The organism is Streptomyces sp. NPDC088252 (assembly GCF_044740965.1).
In the GTDB taxonomy this organism is placed as follows: domain Bacteria; phylum Actinomycetota; class Actinomycetes; order Streptomycetales; family Streptomycetaceae; genus Streptomyces.
This window is the reverse complement of record NZ_JBIURS010000008.1, coordinates 332,260-351,994: the sequence shown is the minus strand read 5'-3', so window position 1 is coordinate 351,994 and position 19,735 is coordinate 332,260. Positions and strand designations below refer to the sequence as shown.

At 71.4% G+C, this 19,735-nt stretch carries 14 protein-coding genes and 1 pseudogene; 8 read left to right on the top strand and 7 right to left on the bottom strand.

Annotated features, from left to right (window positions below):
* Positions 1 to 1,294: 1,294 nt before the first annotated feature.
* Positions 1,295 to 1,555 carry a hypothetical protein gene (locus ACIOHC_RS19410; RefSeq protein WP_351083596.1) on the top strand — a complete coding sequence of 87 codons (261 nt, stop codon included), beginning with the start codon at positions 1,295 to 1,297 and terminating at the stop codon, positions 1,553 to 1,555.
* A gap of 57 nt (positions 1,556 to 1,612) precedes the next feature.
* Here ACIOHC_RS19410 and ACIOHC_RS19405 read toward each other — a convergent pair whose 3' ends face one another.
* From ACIOHC_RS19405 to ACIOHC_RS19385, 5 genes are all read right to left on the bottom strand, one after another.
* Positions 1,613 to 1,771 carry a DUF6760 family protein gene (locus tag ACIOHC_RS19405; RefSeq protein ID WP_178378889.1) on the bottom strand — a complete coding sequence of 53 codons (159 nt, stop codon included), beginning with the start codon at positions 1,769 to 1,771 and terminating at the stop codon, positions 1,613 to 1,615.
* Positions 1,768 to 2,262 (bottom strand): hypothetical protein, encoded by a 495-nt coding sequence (locus tag ACIOHC_RS19400; protein ID WP_365689915.1) that lies wholly within the window; start codon positions 2,260 to 2,262, stop codon positions 1,768 to 1,770. The genes ACIOHC_RS19405 and ACIOHC_RS19400 overlap by 4 nt, the downstream gene beginning before the upstream one ends.
* Positions 2,259 to 2,699 (bottom strand): phage tail protein, encoded by a 441-nt coding sequence (locus tag ACIOHC_RS19395; protein ID WP_351083593.1) that lies wholly within the window; start codon positions 2,697 to 2,699, stop codon positions 2,259 to 2,261. Before ACIOHC_RS19395 ends, ACIOHC_RS19400 begins: the two co-directional genes overlap by 4 nt.
* 39 nt (positions 2,700 to 2,738) lie before the next feature.
* On the bottom strand, positions 2,739 to 4,268 hold the full coding sequence (locus ACIOHC_RS19390) for a phage tail sheath family protein (protein WP_401843289.1): 1,530 nt from the start codon (positions 4,266 to 4,268) through the stop codon (positions 2,739 to 2,741).
* A gap of 694 nt (positions 4,269 to 4,962) precedes the next feature.
* Positions 4,963 to 6,255 carry a hydrolytic protein gene (locus ACIOHC_RS19385; protein ID WP_351083656.1) on the bottom strand — a complete coding sequence of 431 codons (1,293 nt, stop codon included), beginning with the start codon at positions 6,253 to 6,255 and terminating at the stop codon, positions 4,963 to 4,965.
* Between the two features lie 226 nt (positions 6,256 to 6,481).
* Between ACIOHC_RS19385 and ACIOHC_RS19380 the strand changes: the two genes are divergently transcribed.
* From ACIOHC_RS19380 to ACIOHC_RS19355, 6 genes are all read left to right on the top strand, one after another.
* Positions 6,482 to 7,207 carry a LuxR C-terminal-related transcriptional regulator gene (locus ACIOHC_RS19380; protein WP_351083589.1) on the top strand — a complete coding sequence of 242 codons (726 nt, stop codon included), beginning with the start codon at positions 6,482 to 6,484 and terminating at the stop codon, positions 7,205 to 7,207.
* A 292-nt stretch (positions 7,208 to 7,499) separates the two neighbouring features.
* Complete coding sequence (locus ACIOHC_RS19375) at positions 7,500 to 10,655, top strand: hypothetical protein (protein WP_401843288.1); 3,156 nt, start codon at positions 7,500 to 7,502, stop codon at positions 10,653 to 10,655.
* Positions 10,652 to 11,356: a DUF4255 domain-containing protein gene (locus ACIOHC_RS19370; protein ID WP_351084065.1), complete on the top strand. Its 705-nt coding sequence runs from the start codon at positions 10,652 to 10,654 to the stop codon at positions 11,354 to 11,356. The genes ACIOHC_RS19375 and ACIOHC_RS19370 overlap by 4 nt, the downstream gene beginning before the upstream one ends.
* On the top strand, positions 11,353 to 13,503 hold the full coding sequence (locus tag ACIOHC_RS19365; protein ID WP_365689909.1) for an AAA family ATPase: 2,151 nt from the start codon (positions 11,353 to 11,355) through the stop codon (positions 13,501 to 13,503). The genes ACIOHC_RS19370 and ACIOHC_RS19365 overlap by 4 nt, the downstream gene beginning before the upstream one ends.
* 217 nt (positions 13,504 to 13,720) lie before the next feature.
* A complete protein-coding gene (locus ACIOHC_RS19360; RefSeq protein ID WP_351084069.1) occupies positions 13,721 to 14,389 on the top strand; it encodes a hypothetical protein in 669 nt (222 codons plus the stop codon).
* 535 nt (positions 14,390 to 14,924) lie between these two features.
* Entirely contained in the window at positions 14,925 to 16,193 is a 1,269-nt protein-coding gene (locus tag ACIOHC_RS19355) for a ricin-type beta-trefoil lectin domain protein (RefSeq protein WP_351084071.1), read from the top strand.
* A gap of 90 nt (positions 16,194 to 16,283) precedes the next feature.
* On the opposite strand, the gene ACIOHC_RS19350 is transcribed toward ACIOHC_RS19355, so the two are convergent.
* Both ACIOHC_RS19350 and ACIOHC_RS19345 read right to left on the bottom strand, forming a co-directional pair.
* Positions 16,284 to 17,603 carry an FAD-dependent oxidoreductase gene (locus ACIOHC_RS19350; RefSeq protein WP_389637067.1) on the bottom strand — a complete coding sequence of 440 codons (1,320 nt, stop codon included), beginning with the start codon at positions 17,601 to 17,603 and terminating at the stop codon, positions 16,284 to 16,286.
* A gap of 307 nt (positions 17,604 to 17,910) precedes the next feature.
* Positions 17,911 to 18,628 (bottom strand): annotated as a pseudogene (locus tag ACIOHC_RS19345) (erythromycin esterase family protein).
* A 259-nt stretch (positions 18,629 to 18,887) separates the two neighbouring features.
* On the opposite strand from ACIOHC_RS19345, the gene ACIOHC_RS19340 reads away from it, so the two are divergent.
* On the top strand, positions 18,888 to 19,637 hold the full coding sequence (locus tag ACIOHC_RS19340) for a TioE family transcriptional regulator (RefSeq protein WP_351084076.1): 750 nt from the start codon (positions 18,888 to 18,890) through the stop codon (positions 19,635 to 19,637).
* Positions 19,638 to 19,735 lie beyond the last annotated feature (98 nt).

Sequence of the window (19,735 nt, the reverse complement as noted above, 5' to 3'; positions counted from 1 at the left end):
CGCGGATTCCGTTACGGAAGCGGTGGACGGGGCGGGCACGGGAGACGAGCGGACCGGCATCCCGGGAGGAGTGTTCAGCGGTGCCGACGGCTGTGCGGGACCGGCCGGTGCGGAGGCAAGGGGCGCTGCGGGCCCTCCCGCCGAAGTCGTGCCCGGCCGGGATCCCGTGGTTCCCGGCTGTGTCCGACGGCGGTCACCGAGCAGCGGGGCGTCGCCCCGGAGCCTGGCCGTCGGCGGAAGGGACGGGAGGGGACTGCCGATCCCGGCACGGGTACGAGCCGGTGAGCCGGCCCCGTCGGGCTGCGGCGACTGCGGTGACTGCCGTGACCCCGGGCGACCCGAAGGCTTCGACGGCTTGTGCCCGCCGGGGCGGTGCGCCCCTTCCGGCCCGGACCTTGATGCCTGTCCCGGATCCGGTGCCGACCGGTTCGGCAGAGGCGGCGGGGCCGCCTTCAAGGAGTGCGTCTCCGGCGACGGCTGCTGACGCGCCGACGGCTTCGTCGCCCCGGGCGTCGGCGTGGTCACCGCGGGGGCTGCCGTATCCGACGCCTGCCGTTGAAGCACGGGCATGCCCGCTTCCTGCTGCCCGGCCGGCTCGGTGGGCACCACCCCGCGTTGCCCCGCCGGGCCGGCGGGTGTGGCCCCGGCGGGCAGTTCCCGCAGGGGATTGCCCAGGGCGGGGCGCGTCGTCGTGGTGGCGGGGAGGCCGGTGGTGCGGTCCGGCGGTGGTGCGGCGCCCGGTGGGGCAGCGGGAACCGACCGGCCGGAGCCACCCGGCCGATCCGGTGCGGTCTGCCGCACGTCGGTGGCGGTGACCGGGGTGGCGGGCGCGGAGGCCGTGGTCGGCGCGATCCCGGCGATGTGCCGGAGGGCCATTGCCGGACGCCGCGCGACGATCAGGGGCGGGGCGGTCCGTCGTGGGCGTACGGCCGAGGGTCCGGCCTGCTGTGGCGCGGCCGGTGCAGGTCCGGTGCGTGCCGGGTCCGGTGGCGTCGGCGTGGCGGCCGGGCCTCTGGCCGACGTCCCCTTTGCGGGGGCCGTCCTCGCAGTGGCTTCCGGAGCGGTTGCGCCGCCCCCGGCAGTGCCGGGGGACGCCGTGGCGCTCGACCGCTGGACGGTTGCAGGAACCGGCTTCCCGGCGGTTGCGCCGCTGCGCGTCGTGCCGCCTGCCGAGGCAGGTGTCAGGTCCGTCGCAGCCTCCGCCTCCCTGTCCGCGCCCGTCCGGGCGGCACGCAGCAGCAGTTGCCCACCGGGAGAGCCGGCACGCGCGCCGCCCGGACGGGTGACGCCATGGATGAGGCCCACCGGCGCGGACGGCAGTACGGCATGGCCGAGTTCGCCGCCGAACGCGACGTTCTGCCAGGAGGCGAGCCCCGACCTGAACCGCAGTCCGTCGCTCACCCCGATCGAGGAGCGGGCGACGGTCACCGTCGGCGGCGCGACCTGCCGCCAGCCGCCGTCCCAGCCGTCGTCGCGTCGACCGGTCGCGCTGTCGTCCCTGCCGGTCTCCGGCACCGGACTGCTTCCGCCACCGGCCTCGGCCCCGCCGGAGTAGGCCGTTCCGGACCGCTGCCGGTCCCCTCGGCGGAACCAGTCCCCGAACCCCACACGATCACCCGCCTTCGTTGACGCGGGTGTTGATCCGCGCTATCTCCCGCACCCACTGCTGACGCTCGCCGTGCGTGAGGTCGAGAATGTCCTCACGCTGCCAATGGAAGTGGTAGGCGACGTACGCGATCTCCTCCCGCAAGCGGGGAACCGCGTACGTCACGATTCCCCCAGGCGCCCACCCGAGAGGTCCACCTCGAACGATCCGTGGCACAGCGGACACGTCACCGCGGCGTGCGTGTGGCCCTCGCTGTTGATCCGGCGGTAGAAGTCCTGGAGGAACGCCACATCCGTGGCGTACATCCGCTCGACCACCCCGGCGTGCACATCGGTGATGGTGCCGAGCCGGGTGATGACCTGACTCAGCAGCACCACGGACAGGTACGCCGGGTTCTCCTTCACCCGCAGGTCGATCTGCGGACGCAGCTCGTCCCGTGCCGTCGCCAGACGCATCGAGCCGTGCCGGTGCACCTGGCCCTCGTCGTCGACGTATCCGCGCGGAAGCTCGAAATCGAACTCCGTACGCAGTTCCTCCCGGTCCCGCGCCTTGGACGGAGACGGCGCGGGAGCCTCCTCGTGTGCGGCGGGCGAGGTGGGCACGAGTCCGTCGAGGACGTCGTCGAGCCCACCCGACGTAACGGTCCTGCGCCTCATTCGACCACGATCTCCTCGAAGGTGATGGTGACCGTCTCGGTGGCCGCGCTGGACTCGCCGGCCTTCAGCGAGGGGCCCTCCCACTTGCTGGCCCACCCCTGCATCAGCTGGATGCGCCGGACCGTGTCACCCTTCGAGTCCTTGATCTCGATGGTCAGGTTCTGGCGCGCGGTGTCGACGGCCCCCTTGTTGAGCGTCTCCTTGATCCAGTTGGTGAACTCGCTGCTCTGGTCGATTCCGCGGGTGATCGTCACCTCGCCCGCCTGGCGCGCGCCGGGCTGCTTGCGGATGATCTGCTTGCCCTCGGCGGTCACTTGACGGACCTCGACGACTTCCTCCTCGACGGTCAGACCGCTGACCTCTTGGATCGACTCGACGAGGTAGCCGCCGAGCTGCACGCCGAAGACGTGGGTGGAAAGAGCGTCGCCCTCTGCCATGACTCTGTGTCACCTGTTCCGTTTGCGGACCCTGCCGGGTCACTCGTTGACGAGGCTGGTGCTGTCGGAGAACTGTGCGAGACGGAAGACCACGAACTCCGCGGGCTTCACCGGCGCCACGCCGATCTCGCACACGACCTGGCCGAGGTCGATCGACTCCTGCGGATTGTTGTCGCGGTCGCACTTGACGTAGAACGCCTCCTCGGCCGTGCGGCCGAAGAGGGCGCCCCGGCGCCATTCCTCCGTGAGGAAGGCGGTGACGTTGCGCCGGATGCTCGACCACAGGCGGTCGTCGTTCGGTTCGAACACCACCCATTGGGTGCCCAGGAGGATCGACTCCTCCAGGTAGTTGAAGAGGCGGCGTACGTTGAGGTAGCGCCAGGCCGGGTCGGACGAGAGCGTGCGCGCGCCCCAGATCCGGATGCCGCGCCCGGGGAAGGCGCGCACACAGTTGACGCCGATCGGGTTCAGCAGGTCCTGCTCGCCCTTGCTGAGCCTGAGCTCCAGGTCCAGCGCACCGCGGATGACCTCGTTGGCGGGGGCCTTGTGCACCCCGCGCTCACCGTCGCTGCGCGCCCAGACGCCGGCGACGTGACCGCTCGGCGGCACCAGGGAGTTGTGGCCGGTCGCCGGGTCGAGGACCTTGAGCCACGGGTAGTACACGGTCGCGTAGCGCGAGTCGAACCCGGCGTCGTCGTTGCGCCAGGTGCGGACCTGCTGGGCGCTCATGCCCGGGGGAGCGTCCAGGACGGCCACCCGGTCGCCCATCTGCTCACAGTGTGAAATCACCGCCAGCTGCACGGTTTTGACGCCCTCGGCGTCGATGTCCCCGCGCTGGTGGGCGCTCATCAGGTCCGGAACGGCGACCATGGTGATCTCGTCGATCGCTTCGAGGCCCGCGAGCCCGGTGCGGGCCGCGGCGTCACCGACGTACTCGGCCGGGTCGATCCGTGCGACTCCGGTTCCCGGGGCGGCAGCGGCGGGCGCGAGGGAGAGGCTCTGGTTCCCGGGGCGGCTCTGGGCCTCCCCGGGCCGCTCGGTGACCTCGATGAGCTTGGACTGGCGGGCCTGCGTGACCAGGTAGCCCTTGACGCTCTTGCGGGTGGAGACGTCGAAGGTCTCCACCACCTTGCCGCCCTGCCGCACCAGCAGCCGGAACCGGTCCTCCGGAGGGTTCTCGCCCTCGGCGTCGGCGATCTCCACGGAGAGGTCCCCACCCGTACCGGGCCGCGCGGAGACCAGGAAACCTCCGAGGGCGACGGACGGGGCCGCTCCGGGCGCGGATCCCTGCGCCGACTCCTGCGCGGCGCCGCCGATGCGCACGACGTAGGCCGCGCCGCCGCCGTTGGCGAAGTAGCCGTGGACCGCGAGCGTCAGGTACGTGTCGGCGACGAAGGTGCCGAAGGTCTGCACGTACTGGTCCCAGCTCGTCACCAGTGTCGGCCGGTGGAAGGGGCCGGTCTCCGCGAAACCGACGAAGGCTGCGACCGCGGTGCCGACTCCCTCGATGGGCCGCGCTCCGGACTGCACCTCCTCCACGTATACACCGGGGGTGAGGTACGACGGCATGCTCGCTCCTTCGGGTGGTCATTCGGTCGCCGTTCAGTCTTGCCCCGCGGCCGCGGCGGACAGTAGGCCCCAAAGTCCTGGGCACGGGGCAAGGACGCTGCCTTTCCAGGCACCCCGACGGCAGGGAACGCTTCCCCGGGCGGACCGGTCGCGGCAGGCGTCGCAGTCCTCGGCTCGACGCATTTCCCGGTTCGGTCGTACGAGGGCGAGATGGAATCCGGATACACGGAAGGCGTTGGCCGGTCCGGCGACGAGCGATTCGCCGGACCGGCGGATGCCCGGCTCCGGTGAATGCCGGCGTGTGTGATCTCCCCGTTCCCCGGGATTCCCGGAGCGGCTGTCAATGATCGCAGTGGTCGGGGAATCGATACCTCGGCGATGAATTTCAGCCAGAATTCGCCACGCGGTTGACTGCGCGGCCGGGTTGCCCGCGGTCGGACCGCCCGGGGCCGCCCCGACCGGATCTCCCCGCGTTCCGCCCGAAGGCGTCGGGGAAGGCTCCGGGGGATCGGTCCGTGCCCGGGCAGCCTGCCTTCCTCGCCTGTCGGCGGCGCTGCGGGGAATTTGGAGGCCCGGCCTTGCAGGGTGCGCGGGGGAAGGGATCCGCCAAAGACCGGCAAGCCGGGTTCCCCCCGGTCGGGATTTCTGCTGTTCTCGTCCCGCAGGGGAATCGGGAGGTTCGGTGCTGTTGTTCCTACCGTGCGAGATCGCTCAGTATGCCGCTGACATTGAGTACCTGATGGCACCTGGAAGCCTGAGTTCCGGTCGCCGGAGTGCCAGGTTTGGCACAGGTCACGGAAGCGGTGACCGTCGCGTTCTCCGGAATCTGGATGGGGGTGACCCAGTGATAGTCCTGATTGCGAAAGGTCTCCAGAGCGATGGTGGTGATCTTCCGCTCTCCGAAGGAGATGGTCAGCACCCCTTCGTCCCCCTGGAAGTTGGCCACCACGATGTCCGTGACGCCGAACGTCTTCCCTTCCGGAACCCGGTACGTCCCCTCCTTCCCGGCCCCTGCCCGGGTCTGCACGTCGATCGTCGCCGAGCTCTGCTGAGTGTTCCCGCCGCCCGCGCCCGTCGTCGAACCGGAACCGCCCGTACCGGAGCCTCCCGGCGCGGTGGACTCGCCCGGACCGGCCCCTTGCCCCTGGCCACCGGCCGGGTTGCCCGTGCCGCCCGAAGGGGTCGCCCCCGGCTGTTCGTCGCGGGCCCTCTCCTTCTGCGCGGCCTCGGTGCCCGCCTGCTTCGCCGTGCTCCGCACCGCGGGCCGGACCAGTGCGAACCATGCGATGAGCAGCGCGAGCAGCGCGGCCAGGACGATCAGCAACCATTTGGGCAGTACCGGCAGTTGAGCGAACTCGCCCGACAGCGTCTCGGTCCGTCCGGTCCTTTCGCCGCCGGTGTCCACCTCGCCACCTTCGGCCGCCTCGACCTCGAACGGCCAGGAGACCGGCTCGCCGAACCAGATCAGCTTCCGGGCCCGTACCCGCAGGCGCACCTCGGCGGACTCGCCCGGTTCCAGACGCCGTTGGCCGGGCACGAACGCCAGGCGGAGATCCTCGCCGGCCTGCTTGCCGGTGAAGGCGACATCGACCGAGGTGTTCCCCATGTTCTGTACCGAGGTACGGAACCGGGCGCCCAGCCAGCCGCGGCGTCGCCGCGGGTCCAGCTCCGCCCGGAGCTCGTGAAAGGGCTCGACGACCACCGTGGCCTCGGGGACCGCGACCGACTCGGGGCGCTCCGTGGGCAGAACGCGGACACCCAGGGGTATCTCGCCCGCCCGGACCTCGTGGGACCGGGGCGGCGCGAGGCGTACGGTCACCACCTCGGAGGTGCCCGGGTAGAGGGACACACGCGCCGGCTCCACGGTGCTCCACGCGGCGCAGTCGCCGACCACTTCGAGCGTGTAGGCCTCGACGATGTCGCCGTCGTTGCGCACGGTCAGGGTCGTCGTCGCCTCGGCGCCGGGCGACACCGTCACCGTGGACATTTCGAGTTCGGCAGATGTGGTCACGATGCGACGTTAATCCGCCTCGGCGGTCGTGCAGCAGAGACGCGAGGGCAACGAGCGGGCAGGGGTGGTGCCCCAATGGCCCAACGGCACGGTGTCCCCGCGACCCCTCCCCGGGCCCGGTCCCCCTGCCGATGTCCGGCGTGGGTGAGAACGGCGACAGGCACATCGGGCGGAAGCACTTGAGGAAGACGAGCACGGAACGATGACGACGACAGACACGAAGAACAGAGCGGCGGAACGCGGTCAGTACCGCAGGCCCGCTGCACACGAGCGCTCTGCGGAGGGCGGCGCCGGGAGGACTGCCGAGGGCAGGGTCTCCGTGGCCGTGTACGCGGAGGACCTGATCCTCCAGACCGGCATGGTGCACCAGTTGCGCCCACGGCCGGAGATGGAACTGCTGGCGGAGTCCGAGGCCGAACGGGCCCAAGTCTCCTTAGTGGTGGTGGACATGGTGGACGAGCCCACCATCCAGCTCCTGCTGCGTCTCCAGCGCAACACCACGACCCGCACCGGTCTCGTCGTCGGATTCTTCGAATCGGGTGCGCTCCAGACCATGATCGAGTGCGGCGTCGCGGCCGTGCTGAGGCGCGGAGAGGCCGACCAGGACCGTCTCGTCCACCTGGTGACGGCGATAGCGAACGGTGAAGGCGTGCTGCCGGGCGACCTGCTCGGAAAGCTCCTCGACCACGTCAGCAGCCTCCAGCGCACGGTCCTCGACCCCCGGGGACTCTCGCTCTCCACCCTCACGACACGGGAGGCGGAGATGATCAGGCTGGTGTCCGAGGGATTCGGCACCGCGGAGATCGCACAGAAGACCTCGTACTCCGAACGCACCGTCAAGAACGTCCTGCACGAGGTGGCGACACGGCTCGAACTGCGCAACCGGGCCCACGCCGTCGGCTACGCCATGCGCCACGGACTCATCTAGGGTCTTTCGTTCGGATCAGCCCGGATCGACAGGCGAGGCGCGACACCGGGGCACGCGAGCCCGGCGTGGTCCAAACACGAGGCCCCGGTCCCGTCGCGGGCTCCCGCGCGAAGACGTACGAACGTCGCCGCGCGGGAGCCCGGCAGGTGTCCGGGAAGAAAGGCCGGGGGAGAGGCCGCCGCAAAGGGCAGCGGCCACTTCCCCCGCTCCGGGTCCTCCGGGCCTGTTCTTGGTTCCCCGCGCACGCAATGCTAGTGAGAGGGAGTCACCAACCAGACTGTGAGGTGGGGCCGTGACCGGCACTGCTGGCCCGGCGAGGCATACGCGGCTGCGACGGCTGACAGGCGTCGTGGTGCTGTTGGCGCCGCTGCTGGTGGCGGGCTCCGCTGCCGCCCCGCAGGATGCGCCGAGACTCGCAGCCGCGGCGGACGACGTGCCGGCGGACGCCGGACGCATCGCCTTCGCCGGTACCGAACACCGCAGCCTCGGCCGGGTGTCCGACCCGCAGACCAGTGCCCCGCTGTTCGGCCCCGGACCGGCCCACTACGACCAGGACCCCTCCGTACGCGGTGACGTGCTGGTCTTCACCAGCCTGCGCGACGACGCGCGACCGCAGGTGTACGTGCGCGACGCGGACGGAGCGGTCCGCAGGCTCACCACCGACCGGGACGCCGCACATCCCGAACTCTCCCCGGACGGACGGACCGTGGTGTTCGACTCCGCGGAGCCGGGGCCGGGCGACTCGGTCCAGCGCGACCTGTGGACGGTCGGCGTCGACGGCTCCGGCCTGCGACGGCTGACGGACACCGCCGCCGACGAGAACTCACCGACGTTCTCCCCGGACGGCTCCCGGATCGCGTACTCCGGCGACGGCGATCCCGTTCGGGGCCGGCAGATATACGAACGGGCCGTGTCCGGTGGCGGGGTGACCCGGATCAGCGACGCCCCGGCCGGCGACGCGACCGAGCCGGTGTGGAACCCGGTGGACGACGACTCCCACCGCGCTCTCGTCGCGTACACCCTCACGACGGACGACGAGACCGGACCCCGGCTCCGGGTGACCGAGGGCATCGGAACCGATCGTCCCCTGCTGGCCGGTGTCCAGACCGACTGGCGGACCCGCTCGGCCGCCTGGCTGCCGGACGGGAACGACCTGGTCTTCCTCAGCCCCGATACGACCTGCGGGTGCAAGGAGTTCGACCATGTCTACCGGGCGACCGCATTCACGGACACCGAACCGCGGACGGTGCTCGGCGAGGACCGGGAGGTCGAATCGCCCACCTGGCTCGGCTCCCCGGACTCCGGGACCGCCCTCGTCGCGCGGAGGACCGCCTCGGCGGCGAACGAGGTGACACTCCAGGACGCCAGACAGGACGGTTCGGACCCGCGGGACCTCGGGCTCACCCTTCTGCGCGAGGACCCGGCCGCCGGTACGAACACCGACCCCGCCGTCGACCCGCTGTTCAACCCCTCGGAGGGCTACGACCCGTGGACCGAGCGGCAGAACTACACACCGGACGGCAGGCGCATCGTGGTGACCCGCTTCGAGGATTCGGACGCCGGGCGCATCGAACGCATCTGGATGGCCGACGCCGACGGGTCGAACGCGGCACCGATGCCGCTCGCCGGACGCGGCACCCTCGACTGGGACACCGACCCCACCTTCTCGCCGGACGGCTCCAAGCTGGCGTTCACCAGGACCTCGCCCGGCGGGGTCGGCGGGGCCGCGGGGCCGAGCAGCATTCTCATCGCGGACGTCGCCACGGGAGCGATCACCGGCCGGATCGTGCCGCCGGACGGGCAGTTGGCCGGCGGCGACGCGCAGCCGACCTGGTCGTCGGACGGAACCACCCTCGCATTCACCCGCAACCACGTGATCCGGGGCCTCGGCGGCATCAAGCACGTCTGGACCGTGCCGGTGGACGCGCTCGACCAGCAGCGGGACCTCAGCGTCACCGCATGCCCCGGTGAATGCAAGGTGATCGACGACAGCCCCGCGTTCTCCCCCGACGGCGGCACACTCGCCTTCAACCGCAAGGACGGCGGGGGCAGGGTCAACGAGCGCGCCGGAATCCTCGTGACCTCGCTGACCGGCGGCGGGTGCCGGGTCGTGCTTCCGTCCGTCCAGCGGGACAACCCCGACGCATGCAGCCAGGAGATTCCCGACACCTCGCTGACCGGGCCCTTCCAGCCCCGGGACGTGGCCTGGTCGCCGGACGCGGGACGACTGGTACTGAGCTCACGCAGAGCGCTCGCGCCCAACTCCCCGGAGCAGTTGTCCGTACTCGACCTCGCCACCGGCAGACTGACACCGTTCGACAACGGACTCACCGGGCGTCAGAAGGAGCCCAGCGTCCAGCAGTCCGTCGATCTGTCACTCACCGCACCACCCACCGGACCCGCGGCGGACGTCGGTTCCTCCGTATCGGTGACGGTCACCGTCACCAACCACGGCCCGGCACCCTCGCCCGGCACCACATTCACCGTGGACACCCCGCCCGGTGTGCGCCTGGACGAGCTCACCGCCACGGCCGGGTCCTGTACCACCGGGGCGCCGCAGTGCGACCTGGGCGTGCTCCGGCCCGGGGCCGGGGTGGATGTCACCGCCCGGCTGACCGGCGTGACGACGGGGGACCAACAGATCGGCTGGTCGGTCAACGGAGCCGTGATCGACCCGAACCCCACGGACAACGCCACCACAACGATCGTCCCGGTCCAGGACGCGCCGCCGACACCCACCCCGTCCCCCACGACGTCGCCGCCCACGCCGCCCCGGCCTCCCGTCCCGCCGCCGCCCGAACCCGAGGCGGGGCCCGGCGTGGTGGTGCGGGCACAGCCCAGCCCCGGCTACGTCGGAGGCCGGGTGGTGGTGACGTACACCGTGCGCAACGGCAGGAACGCGCTCGCCACCGGCCTGCGGCTCGGACTCGGACTGCCCGCGCGGATCCCGGCGGGTCCGCTTCCGGCGGGCTGCGCCGCCGGAGTGTGCACGCTGCCCGACCTGGCACCGGGAGCCTCCACGGTCGTCCGCGTCGTGCTCTCGCCGGACCGGGCGCTGAGAACGACCATCACGGGAACACTGACCACGACCGGTACCGACGCCGACACCGGTGACAACGTCTCCAGGATCCAACTGCGCATTCTCCAGCCCCGTATCGTCGCGGTGCCCGCCGTCGGCAAACCGGGGTTCGTCACCTCCGTCCGGGGCAAGGACTTCCCGCCCGGAGCACCGGTGAAGCTCACCTGGAAGCCCGGGATCACGGCAACCGCCCCGCCCACCGTCCCGCGCCGGGACGGTACGTTCATCGCGCAGCTGCTGATCCTGGTGAAGGACGAGACGGGACCCCGCACGATCACCGCCGAGGGACCGGGATTCAGCCCGGTCACCACACCCTTCCTGGTGGTCAGCGGCACCATCGTGCCGCCGGACGAGGTGGGGCGCAGGTGATCCACGAAGTCGACGAGGGGCTGCGGCTGCTGCTGGTGGACGCCGGCCTCCAGGAGAACGGCGTCGACCTGGTCTTCGACGCACCTACGAAGGACTGGTCCGCGCGGCGCAACGCCCCCACGGTGAGCGTCTTCCTCCACGGCATCCGTGAGGATGCGGCCCGCCGCCGTACCGGCACGGCCGAGGAGTACGACGACCAAGGAGTGGTCGTCGGCTGGCGGACCCCGCCGCGCTGGTTCGAACTGACCTATCTGGTGACCGCCTGGACCAATCGCCCGCAGGACGAACACCGCCTGCTCTCCGAGGTGTTGCGCTGCCTCGTGCGGTCGGACGTCCTGCCCGCCCGGATGCACACGGGCAGCCTCGCCGAGCTCGGGCTGACCGTGGAGATCGAGGCGGCGGGTCCGGGCACCGACCGGCCGTCCGCCTCGGACGTGTGGTCCGCGCTCGGCGGTGAGCTCAAGGCCGCGATCGACCTGCGTGTGTGGGCACCGCTGGCCGGTGAACGCAGTTCGGCCGGCCCGCCGGTCACCGAAGGACTGGTGGTCAGGGCCGCGCCCGCGCGGGACGGCGACGGGACGGGACCGGGGCGTCGGCTGCGCTACGAAGGGGCGTCCGACCCCGGCGGCCAGGGCTTCGCAGCCGAACGTGAACGGCAGTTGCCGCCCGGTCGGCGCAGACGCGGAGGCGGGGCTCGATGACCACGACGCAAGGCACCCGTACCGTCCTCGAACCGCCCGGCACCCCGACGGCGGCCGTCGAGGACCTCTGGCAGCGGTTGGGGCACGTGGAGCGGCGGGTCAGGCAGGCCGTGGCGGACCGGCGCGCCATCGACCCGGAACCGGACGATCCGTACCGGGGGCAGTACCTCACCCCCGAGGCGGCCGAGCGGATCCTGGAGTCCCGCGACGCGTTCTCGCCCGTACCGCCGTACGATTTCGAGCCTTCGCCGCACTCCCCGCCCGGGAGCCGGATCCGTGGGCTCGCCGAGAACTTCGGCCTGGTGCCGCTGGACGTCGAGCTTCTGCTGGTCGCGATGGCGCCGGACATCGACATCCGGTTCGAGCGGCTCTACGGCTACCTCAACGACGACCTCACCCGGCGAAGGCCGACCATCGGCCTGGCACTCGAACTCTGCGGGCTGCCCGCCGCGAGCTCCGGCCGCTTCCGGTTCTCGCCGTCCGCCCCGCTGGTCGAGAGCGGGCTGCTGGAGGTACTGGAGGCCGACCGTCCGCTGCTGTCGCGGGTGCTGCGCGTGCCGGACCGGATCACCGCGTACCTGCTCGGCGACGACGACCCCGACGGGAGGCTGCGCGGTTTCGTCCGGGTGGCGGGACCCGAGGAGGAGACGGACACGGGACCCGAGACACTGCGGGTCGCGGCGGCGCTGGACACGGGCAGCGGCCTCGTGCATCTGCTCGACCGGGGCGGCGACCCCGGCGGACTGGCGGTCGAGGCGCTTCGCGCCGCAGGGCGTCGTCCGCTGGTGGTCGACGTCCCGGCATTCGCCATCGCTCCCGAACCGGCGGAACTCGTAAGGACCCTGGCGGCCGAGGCCCGGCTGAGCAACGGCGGCGTGGTCCTCGGACCGCTCGAAGCGCTCGCCCCCGAGCGGCCCGAGGGGGCCCGGCTGCTCGGCAGCCTCTGCGCGGCGGTCAGCGGTGCCCCCCTGATCGCGTACGGAAAGAAGAACTGGGACCCCCTGTGGACCAGGGAGAGCCCGGTTCCGGTCCGTGTCCTGCCGCCCGGCCCCGCGGACGTGGCGCGGCAGTGGCGCCGCGCACTCACCGATGCGGGCACTGCTGTCGGGCTGCCCGCCGAGAACGTGCCGCCCGACGAGGGACTCATCGAGACCACCACTGCCTACCGGCTCGACTCCGAGCAGGTGCGCAAGGCCGCCGCCGTCGCCTCCCGGCTGGCTGTTCTGGAGGAACGTCCGGTGGAGGCGCAGGACCTGCGCACGGCGGTACGGGCACAGAACGGCGCGGGGCTCGAACGGCTCGCCCGTCGCATCGAGCCCGCGGTCGGCTGGGACGACCTCGTGCTGTCCTCCGCGACCCGACGCCAGCTGTCCGAACTCGCCCTGCGCGCACGCCATCGCGAGCAGGTGCTCGGCCGGTGGCGGATGCGGCCGGGCGGTGGCCGCGGGCGAGGGGTCGTCGCGTTGTTCGCCGGTGAGTCGGGGACCGGCAAGACCATGTCCGCCGAGGTGGTGGCGTCGGAGCTCGGCATGGAGCTCTACGTCGTGGATCTGTCCATCGTGGTGGACAAGTACATCGGTGAGACCGAGAAGAATCTCGAAAGGATCTTCGTCGAGGCCTCCGACGTCAACGGCATCCTGCTGTTCGACGAGGCGGACGCCATCTTCGGGAAGCGCTCGCAGGTCAAGGACGCGCACGACCGTCACGCCAACGTGGAGTCCGCCTATCTGCTCCAGCGGATCGAGTCCTTCGACGGGATCGCGGTACTCACCACCAATCTGCGCGCCGATCTCGACGAGGCCTTCACCCGCCGCCTCGACATCATCGCGGAGTTCCCCATGCCGGACGCACGACAGCGACTGGCCCTGTGGAACCGCTGCCTCGGGACGGCGGTCCCACGCGACGCGGGACTCGACCTGGAACTCTGCGCAGAGCGTTTCGAGTTGGCGGGCGGATCGATCCGCGCCTGCGCGGTGACCGCCGCCTACCAGGCGGCCGAATCCGGGAGACCGCTCGGTATGGAGCAGATCGTCTCGGCCGTGCTCCAGGAGTACCGCAAACTCGGCCGGCTGGTCCTGGAGAACGAGTTCGGCCCCTGGCTGGACCGTGCGCAGCGGCGCGACGGCGGACGGAGCTCCTTGAGCTGAGGGTCGAGCCGGCATTCGGGCCCCTCGGGAAAGCGTCGCCCAGGCCCTGCAATGCCCGGCACACCCAAGGGCCGACCGGCACGCTACCTGCGGGCCGTCGATTCCGCTCGCCCTTGTGTGCAGGAGAGCGAGCCCTGGCATCCGCGTGCGGAGAGCGCGCGGGCATGGTCCAGGCTGTTGCCTCGTCAGCTCAACCGTCGCACCAGTCAGGAGAAGGATGAAACCCGGACGGTTTGAAGAGAGGACCGACGCCGCAGAGCTCGCTCCCCGGCTGCGGCACGTCCGCTGGATCGGCGGCGGGAGCGGCGCGGGCAAGTCGACGATCGCCCGCCGGCTCGCGGATCGCTACGGGTGGAGTCTCTACGCGACCGACGACGTGATGGGCGATCACGCGCGACGGACCACACCCGAGGAGGCCCCCTTACTGCACCGGTTCATGGCCATGGACATGGACGAGCGATGGGTGAACCGACCTCCGGAAACGATGCTTGAGACGTTCCACTGGTTTCGAGGCGAAGGCTTCGACCTGATCGTCGAAGACCTCCTTCGGTTGCCGCCCGAGACCGGTGTCGTCGTCGAGGGCTTCCGGTTGCTGCCACACCTCGTGAAACCCCTTCTTGCCGTTCCCGACCACGCCGTCTGGCTCCTTCCCACCCCCGAATTCCGCCGGACCGCCATCGGGGGACGGGCCGAACCAGGTGGGCGATTCACACGCAGGACCAGTGATCCGGACCGGGCCGACCGCAACATCGCCCGACGCGATCACCTGTTCACCGGACGCCTTCGGGAGGAAACCGAACGCCTCCGACTGCGCACCATCGAGGTCGGGACGGCGATGACGGAGGACGATCTCGCCGAGCGGGTGATCACGGCGTTCGGACTCTGACACCGGCCGGCGCGACGTGCCGGCTCGCCGGGGAGAGAGCGGCCGGCCGTCGGCTCAGGGACTGCCGCCGGGCCACGGCTCCTCTCCGGCCCAGGAGACGAGCGGCGCGGGAGCGGCGCCGACGGACGGCGGCTACGACCGGGCGGCGACGACCGGGCGGCGTCAGGTCCGGGCCGGTCGGAGCACACCAGCTCCCGGGCACTCCTGCGGGCGTTCCGCGGGTCGTGTCCGACCGCCGACCGGGTGTGCCTCGCGGCGCGTCGGCTGGTTCCGTGCGCCCCGTGCGGTGATCATCCGCTGGAGGTGCACTCGGTGCGGGAGGAGGCCACGGATGGGCGCCAGACCGTCGACGGGGAGGGGGAGCCGCCGTCGCCCGCGACGCACGTACCGCGCACTGGCTGTGGCCATGGCGCTCTGCGCCCTGTCGGGCTCCGGATGCTCCTCCGAACCGGCGCCGCCCTCCGGCCCCGGTCCGGCGGCCACGTCGCAGAAGGAGCAGAAGGACCCGTCCCCGTGCCGTCGCACGCTGGTGGGCGTGGCACATCCCGACGACGACCTGTTCTTCATGAACCCGGAGATCATGCGGACCATCCGGGAAAGATGCCCGCTCCACACCGTCTATCTGACCGCGGGAGACGATGCCATCGCCGATCGGGTCAAGGCGCTGGAGTACGTGGACCGCAGGGAGTACGGGGTGCGGGCGGCCTATGCGGCGATGGCGGGGGCGGCCGATGACTGGGACCAGTCCGATGTGCAGGTCGGCGACGTCCGGGTCCGGTCGTTCCTGCTCGCCGGCCGAGCCCGCAGCGCTGACGTCCGGCTGACCTTCCTCGATCTCCACGACGGGCTTCCGCAGGGCCAGGACGCGAACAGTGTGCTCAAGCTCTTCGACGGAAGGAAGAAGAGTGTCTCCGGGTTCCTGGGCGGCGTGAGCTACAGCGAGGAACGGCTGCTCGCGACACTCTCCACCCTGGTCAGGAGCAGCCGTGCGGAACGTGTCCTGACCATGGACCACGACAACGCGTCGTTCGCGTTCGGCCTCGGCGGTGGTGTCGACCACAGCGACCACGGCATCGGGGCCCGGTACTTCAGGAGGGTGGGCTACGCCCTCGGCGTTCCCGTCACGTCGTACCTCGCGTACACGATGTCGGCGAGGAAGGCGAACCTCACTCCCGGACAGGCAGCGGAGAAGGAGCAGGTGGCGCGTTGGTACATCGCCAATCGCCAGTGCCGGGCCACGGGCTGGTGCGCGAAGGTACCGCCGTACCGCGGATCGCTCAAAGAGGACTGGAAACTGTGGATCCACCGGCAGTACGAACAGGTCCACCGCTCTCCGCGGCCCGGTGAGATCCTCGGGGACATCGGCCGGACCACGTACTTCACCGGTCCGGATCCGGCCCAGTGCCTCGATGCGGCAGGCGGTTCACCGGGGGCCGGGCCCCGCACGGTCCGCATCCACGCGTGCGACGGGTCCGCCGGGCAGCGATGGGGGATGAGGCGGGACGGCACGATCGGGCTCCGGAACGAGCCGGACTCCTGCCTGACGGCCGGCGGTCCGGGGGTCGACCTCGAATCGTGTCGCGGCGGAAGCGCGAACCAGCAGTGGACCCGCGTGCGCTGGAAGAGCCCGACGTGGAAGCGTACGGCCTGGCGGATCGAGAACAGCGGCAACCGCTGCCTGTACCAGGACGACCGTGAGCTACCTGCCCGTTGGAACGCTCGGGACCACCCCAGTCCCCGGCTGACCCTCTCCGACTGCAACGCGCCGGCCCGGCCCGAACAGTACTGGCAGTGGGGTGGCTGAAGCCGCCGTGCGTGATGATCACGCCCCCGAGTGCCCGCAGACGTTCGCCTGCCGGCACCGAGCGCCGAGGGCGAGGTGCCGGGCAAGCCCTCAGCTCGGGACGAGCGCATCCCACTGCTCCCGGGTCGGGCCGTCGTGTCTCGGCGTGAAGTCCGGGTGGGCAGCCAGCCAGGCAGTGACGTGTCGGTCCACCTCGTCGGTGCCGTAGGCGTCGTCGGCCAGTCGCAGGAGATGGCGCACCTGGGCTCGGGCCCTCATGACGACGGGATCGTCGAAGGCGCAGGCGGCCAGGGCGGCAGTCCGCCGATCTGCGGGTGGTGAGCCATCGGCGAGGCGCTGTCCGTTGTTGCGGTCGGTCGTCACCTGCGCGTCGAACCACGGGCGGAGGGCCTTTGCCGTCCACGTGTGGTAGCTCATGGGGTCCGCGGCGATCTGGTCGGCGTGGGTGGCGAGGTGCTGGGCGGCACGCAGGCCGAGGGCCGCGCCATGACCGAAGGTGGGATTGGTGTGGATGAGGCTGTCCCCGGCGCTGACCAGGCCGGCGACGACAGGTCCGTCATCGTCGGCGAGGGCGGTCCAGCGGTTGTCCAGGCCGGCCATCGCCAGGACGGCGGAGTGCGGTTCGGGGGCCAGGTCGAGCCAGGCGGCGGTCGCGGGGAAGCGGCGAGCGACGGCCTCGAACACGGCAGGGTCGGTGAGCGCGCCGCGGGTCGGATCACCCGTGGAAACCACCAGGCTCACCGCGAAGGTGTCGTTGTCGGAAGGGAAGACGCCGGCGAGCGCGAACGGTGCGGCCGAGCCGGGCTTGACCCGTCCGGGGCCACGTGGGCCGTCGGAGCGCAGGCGGTACCAGCGGCACAGATAAGCGATTCCGGTGCGGTGGCTGTCGACCACGGGCGGGCGGCATCCGGCCGCGATCAGCCAGGCGGGCACCGGCGAGCGACGACCGGACGCATCGACGACGAGGTCCGCCCGGTGCGTTTCCGCGCCCACCTGCACGCCGGTGACCCGGGCAGGACGGCCCTCCCGGAGGGTGAGGGCGCGCACCCGGCGGCCTCGCCGCACCTCGACGGTGGGTTCCCGCCGCACGGCCGCGGTCAGGGCGGCCTCCAGCACGATGCGGCGGGTGCGCAGGGTCACCAGGTCCTCGTCGCCGGCCCGATGCGGCGGATGCTCACCGAACCAGTCGAACTCGTGGTACTCCCGGGCCCCTCGTGCCAGCACGTCCGTGTAGACATCAGGGGCCTCGGTGCGCAACACGGTGCGGACGGGCGCGAGCAGCGAGTGTGGATGGCCGGCCTGCGGGACTCGGGGCCTGTCCCAGTGGAAGAAGTCTTGGTCCAGGTCCTCTTCGGCCTGTCGCGCGTCCTGTTCGAACAATGTGACCGTGTGGCCTCGTCGGCCAAGCATGAGCGCCGTCCCCAGCCCGCTGATACTCCCACCGATCACCGCAACCCGCGCCACCGGTCTCCCCTTCGCGTCGTGTTGCGGAACGATCCTACTGCTTGGTGATCTCCGGTCCGGAACCGGCGTCGTCCGTCATGGTGCGGGGGCGGGGCACGGTGGCGGCCGGTGTGGTCGGCCATCGTTCTCCTGGTCCGTGCGAGGCGGTCCTCTCGTACTCTGTTGACGCGCCCCACCACACCCCGCCGCGCCCTGTGGACGTCGAGAGACTGTTTCCCGAGGTGGTGCCCCTGCGGAGAGAGACCGTGAGGCTTCACCCGCGTGCAGGCCAACCGACGTACCGGGACAGCTCGGTGGGTGGCCCACTGCTGTGGCCGACCGAGGAGGCATGGCCGCTGTGTCCTGAACACAACGGGCCGCCGATGGTGCCGGTCGTACAGATCCACCGCAGCAGCGTTCCCGACGTCGTCCCGTTTCCCGACGGGTGCGATCTGCTCCAAGTCCTGTGGTGCCCACGGAAGCACAGTGGCTGTCGCTGGGCCCGTACAGGCGCGCCCGGTCCCAGTCGTCCCGCGAGGTCGCCGCGAGCAGGTGTGGCGTCTGCGTCGAGCAGGGCCACCAGATCGTCGGCGAGCAGCCGCAGCCGACCGGCCTCGGTCGACCGCCCCACGGACCGGGCCGGGTCCAGCATCGCGGCGGGATCGGTCCACCGGTCGTCGGTGCCGAGCAGGCGGTCGAGCGTTTCCCCGGTGCAGGGGAGCAGGTCCGCGTCCACCTCGGCCGCGAGGTAGGCGTGGAGTGCGGTGAGGGCCTGCCGGGGGCTCGCGGCGTGGGTGATCTCCAGTGGGCCGTCGAAACCGGCGAAGCGGAGCCGCTCGGACGCGGGCCGACCGTCGTTGTACGCCCGCATCCGACGCACCAGCTCGCGGTTGGCCGCGGAGGTGCCCCAGCCGTGGCTGATTCCGCGCTCCATGACCTCGTCGAGTGTGCCCTTTGCCGGAGGTGACGTAGTCGTCCACGGCCGGGCCCATCAGGCAGTCGCTCTCGATCGCGATCGTCCGGTACCCCTCCTGCTCGACAAGTTGCCGGAACAGTTCGTTGCGTACGTCGAGCAGAGTGTCCTCGCCATGGGTGGGCTCGCCCAGGGCGAGCAACCGCGGCCGGGCCGGGAGCAGCCTCATGACAGCGGGAGCCTCGACGGCATGGGCGGTGTCCTTGATGTCAGTCGCCATGCCTTAAACGGTATTGTTGAACCCTCGATGGAAACTTCCCCGCGATATCGTCGGATTCATGGGACGAAACCTTCAAAGCCGCGATCGGCTCAGGCCGGTTGATCTGGCACGCGGGCACGGTCTGTCCACCCAGGCGATCAGGAACTACGAGGAAGCCGGCATCCTTCCGGCCGCCGGGCGCACGCCCCACGGCTACCGCACCTATACGCCACTGCACGCGGCCGCCCTGAGTGCGTTCCTCGCCCTGGTGCCCGGCCACGGCCACCAGAGAGCGACGTCGATCATGCGGGCCGTGAACCAGGGCACCCCCGAGGAGGCGTTCCGCCTCATCGACGAGAGCCACGCCCAGCTCCTCGACGACCGCCGGACCCTCCAGGCCGTGGAACGGGCCCTGCGAGACCTGGAGCCCACCGCCGCGTCCGAGCCCGGTGCGGGGTCCGGGTCGGCCGAGGCGACCAGGCCCGGAGGCGCGTTCATCGGGCCGCTGGCGGACAAGCTCGGCATCCGGCCCGCGACGCTGCGCAAATGGGAGCGCGCCGGGCTGGTGTGCCCGCGCCGCGACCCGCTGACCGGGTACCGCGTCTACGACGAGGCCGACGTGCGGGACGCCCGACTGGCTCATCAACTCAGGCGGGGCGGCTACCTGCTGGAGCAGATCGCCCCGCTGATCGCCCAGGTGCGGGCGGCCGGTGGGCTGGAGCCGCTGGAGGCCGCACTGGGCGACTGGCGCGGTCGGCTGTCCGCCCGCGGGCGGAAGATGCTGACCGGGGCCGCCGAGCTGGAGGCCTACCTCAGCCGACGCGGATGAGCCCTCGGCCGTTCCCGCTCGGAGGTTCCTCAGCTCCCCGATCTGCTCATCTGCCACGTCGAGACGGTGCGACCCCGCGGTGACCGGGCCGGTCGCGA

Coding starts and splice junctions, on each gene's coding strand:
- ACIOHC_RS19395 (WP_351083593.1), bottom strand. CDS start 2,699: ATGGCAGAGGGCGACGCTCTTTCCACCCACGTCTTCGGCGTGCAGCTC.
- ACIOHC_RS19380 (WP_351083589.1), top strand. CDS start 6,482: ATGACGACGACAGACACGAAGAACAGAGCGGCGGAACGCGGTCAGTAC.
- ACIOHC_RS19340 (WP_351084076.1), top strand. CDS start 18,888: ATGGGACGAAACCTTCAAAGCCGCGATCGGCTCAGGCCGGTTGATCTG.
- ACIOHC_RS19400 (WP_365689915.1), bottom strand. CDS start 2,262: ATGAGGCGCAGGACCGTTACGTCGGGTGGGCTCGACGACGTCCTCGAC.
- ACIOHC_RS19360 (WP_351084069.1), top strand. CDS start 13,721: ATGAAACCCGGACGGTTTGAAGAGAGGACCGACGCCGCAGAGCTCGCT.
- ACIOHC_RS19365 (WP_365689909.1), top strand. CDS start 11,353: ATGACCACGACGCAAGGCACCCGTACCGTCCTCGAACCGCCCGGCACC.
- ACIOHC_RS19410 (WP_351083596.1), top strand. CDS start 1,295: ATGAGGCCCACCGGCGCGGACGGCAGTACGGCATGGCCGAGTTCGCCG.
- ACIOHC_RS19390 (WP_401843289.1), bottom strand. CDS start 4,268: ATGCCGTCGTACCTCACCCCCGGTGTATACGTGGAGGAGGTGCAGTCC.
- ACIOHC_RS19385 (WP_351083656.1), bottom strand. CDS start 6,255: ATGTCCACGGTGACGGTGTCGCCCGGCGCCGAGGCGACGACGACCCTG.
- ACIOHC_RS19350 (WP_389637067.1), bottom strand. CDS start 17,603: ATGCTTGGCCGACGAGGCCACACGGTCACATTGTTCGAACAGGACGCG.